At 47.9% G+C, this 3525-nt stretch carries 2 protein-coding genes; one reads left to right on the top strand and one right to left on the bottom strand.

Going from position 1 to position 3525, the window contains the following annotated elements:
• On the bottom strand, window positions 1-1358 hold a 1358-nt coding region (locus tag C5B90_RS20460), incomplete at its 3' end, for an FAD-binding oxidoreductase (protein ID WP_148708261.1).
• 653 nt (window positions 1359-2011) lie between these two features.
• On the opposite strand from C5B90_RS20460, the gene C5B90_RS19595 reads away from it, so the two are divergent.
• Window positions 2012-3151 (top strand): PotD/PotF family extracellular solute-binding protein, encoded by a 1140-nt coding sequence (locus C5B90_RS19595; RefSeq protein ID WP_148708260.1) that lies wholly within the window; start codon window positions 2012-2014, stop codon window positions 3149-3151.
• Window positions 3152-3525 lie beyond the last annotated feature (374 nt).

Here is a 3525-nt window from a genome sequence, read left to right as displayed (position 1 = left end):
TGTAGTGTTTTACGATCCTCCTCTGATTTTAGATTGAGAAATGGCTTGATATGAAGCACACCCTGACCCGCGTGCCCAAAGACACTCGCACGGAGTTCATGGGACTGGAGGATCGTTCCAACCGCATCTAGGTACTGGGGAAGTTTTGACGGGGGGATCGCAGCGTCCTCAATGAATGAGAGTGCTTGTTGATCCCCCGGCTGTCGGTTGAGAAGGGGATTTGATGCCTTTCGGATTTTCCAGAGGACTTGTCGTTGTTCTTCACTTTCGGCTTGATGGACTTCAATGATATCTTCTGAAAACGTAGCAGTTCCAGCATCAACGACGGTAGTAAGTCGATCTGAGATGGATGCTTGTGGGCCCTCAACTTCAACGAGAAGCGCTCCTCCAACTTCATCAGGGACAAGGTCGTATCCCCACGCGTCGCGGGCGTATTCTAATACGGCATCATCAACTAACTCGATGGCACTTGGGCTTTCTTCAAGAAGAACCGACACTGCATCAGCAGCGGCTTCAAGACTGCGATAGAATAGCAATGCAGTACCTTTCGCTTCAGGGAGGGGATCAAGACTTAGAGTGATCTCGGTGAGATAACAAAGCGTTCCCTCACTTCCCGAAATGACGGTCGATGGATCGACCCACTGACCATCATCAGCACCGCAGTCACGTAGGTTATATCCGGTTGAATTCCTGTCTACCTCTGGATACCGCTTGTGAATCTCATCACTGTGTGTCGTCCGAATTTCACGTAGACTTTGATATACCTCACCGACTAAGTCGTCTCGTGTACATGCTTGCTCAAGGGTAGATCCGCTTTTTTGTGTAAATTTCCCGATTGTGCCGTCGGAAAGAACAACACCGACACTGACAACGTTCTCGCTAGTCGTTCCATATCGCAATGAGTGTGGTCCTGCAGCATCGTTTGCTACCATCCCACCGATCGTGCACGTAGCACTCGTACTTGGATTTGGCCCAAACTGAAGACCATATTCCTCTAACTCTTCGTTTAAGTCTTCAAGAATGACTCCCGGCTCAACAGTCACTTGTCGTTTATCTGGCGATATTTGAACTATACTATCCATATATCGTTCAGAGTCGATGACAAGGCCCTCACCTATTGCATTTCCCGTGAGACTACTTCCAGCACCTCGTGGAGTAACACTGATATTATTCTCACTAGCAAACTCAACGAGTGACTGGACGTCAGCGGCTGTTTTCGGGAATGCAACACCAGACGGAACCTGTTGGTAAATGCTGGCATCAGTTGAGTACAGTGTACATGTGGCCTCGCTAAAATCTAATTCACCTTCAAGCTCCTGTGCTAACTGACGTAGTTCGTAATTCTGTGTATCTATCATTGTATGATTTCGGGCTTGCTAATGTAACCCGTGTTCGGCACCTACGTAAACTCATTGCAGGGAGTATCAACATTACGCTCTCAGCGAGTGGTTTTTGAGAGAGGTTATGAAGAATCGTGAGAGTGTGAGCAGACGGCGGCATGATGAAACGCTCTGCGTCTCGTTTGCACACCAAAATGCTTCAGGGGATACAGGGATCTGTGAACAGATAAGAAAGCCGAAGAGTGGTGCGGACTTGCACGGGACAGCACACTCTCGGTCGGACTACTACACCCACGTGCGCATACTGGCACTAGCTACGATGTCCTAAGTGGTGCTCAACACCGTGCTTGGGAATGGTTGGGCAGGGCTGGAGTATACTGTGGATGTAGCATCTATGCCGTGACTCGTTATACACAAAAACCTTTTGGAATGAGATGTTCACCCAAGCGAGGCGACCGCTGAATCATGATTTTGGCATCAGCAAAATAATCCATCCATGAATTACAAGTATAGGTCTGTTATCCATATCAGGAGACCAATACTGTATATTATTACGTCCGACCACGTTTTTGGCCTCCGAAAATCGCTCTGGCCAGTTTTCGTATTGGCTGTTCGTTTCCGTACAGTAATGACCCTAAACTTTTTAACATCCTGAACCAAATGAGGATATCGTGAGCAACGTTAGCAACCTACTAAGTAGACGTAGCGCTCTCAAATACGGAGCTGCCGCCGGCGCATCACTCCTTGCTGGATGTTCGGGTAATACTGAACAATCAACGGAGGCAACCAGTATTCGCGCGATCGAATCAGTGCCCCCCGCAAGTACTGAGGGCCAGGTGAACGTGTGGAACTGGTACGTTGACTGGATGGATTGGGCTGTCAAAGAGTTCGAACAGTCGTACGATGCATCAGTCTCGACGGCAATGTACTCCACTCCAAACAAATGGTATACGAAACTGGAAGCTGGAAATAACGGGATAGACAGTATCTCAGCCACTAGTGGATGGGTTGTTCGAGCAATGAACAATGATTTCCTTCAACCACTTCCAGTTAATAAGATGGATGGCTGGGACGGACTGAGTGAAATGGCTAAAGACGACGCTCAGAAACATTACCAAGATGAAGACAATAACACATATGCAATTCCGGAGGCACAAGTAGCTCATCCGCTGGTTTACAATACAGAATTCTTCGATGAAGACCCTGGATCGTGGGAGGTCTTATGGGAATCAGATTTGAAGGGGAAAATAGCTATGCAAGACTGGGGTGAAGTTGCTTGCCGTGTGGCTGCACTCTATACGGGCCAAGATCCGAACGACCCAGACGATTTCAAAGATATCGAAGAAGCACTAATTCAACAGAAAGAACTGAACCACACGTACTGGCAGGATCACTCTAGTGCTTTCCGGATGTTCAAAAACGAAGAAATAGTTGCCACAGTATATACTGACGTGAGAGCACATATGGGCCGATTCATGGAAGGAATGCCAATAGACATGTCCCACACGAAAGAGGGGTTCATGTACACATATGACACATTCGTCATTCCAGATGGTGCTCCAAATCCGAAAGCCGCCCTTGCGTGGACGGATATGTTTTCTAAACCAGAAAATGCAGCCAAGAAGGTAACGACGATGGGCTGTCTAGCGCCTGTGAAAGATATCGGAGAACATATCGATATATCCGAAGACCGACTGGAGTTCATTCAGTGGCCGAACAAGATGTCTGACAGCGCAACATTCATTGAACCAATGTCTGCCGAGCTCCGGCAGAAGTTTGATGAGATCTGGACCCGAGTGAAAGCCGCTTGATCAATGGATAAGTGATCAGGACACTATCCAGTTAGCCCAGTTTGAGTAGCGAGCAGGCTGTCGAGTACGTTGGAACGAAGCTCGCAGAGCTGCTCAACATGCTTTGTGTCGGTTTATCAGAGATTTGGGAGCGTAAACACAACGACGTGAAGAGACGTTCCGCGTCTCGGTACACCAGAACTCTCAGATCTCTAGGGTGGCCCGTCAGAGTGTTCACCATCCGAGTCAACAGGGCCCTATTTTTATTCAGAGTGGCAAAAGAAATCTTCGATCATTTGGCACGGGACGCTCGCACCAAGGGAATAGTTGAAATCCGACGGTGGTTAGTCTTGTTCATATACTACAATAAAACACAGAGTAAAGGTTTCTTTATA

It is taken from the genome of Haloferax sp. Atlit-12N (genome assembly GCF_003383095.1).
In the GTDB taxonomy this organism is placed as follows: domain Archaea; phylum Halobacteriota; class Halobacteria; order Halobacteriales; family Haloferacaceae; genus Haloferax.
This window is presented reverse-complemented; position numbering and strand designations above follow the sequence as displayed.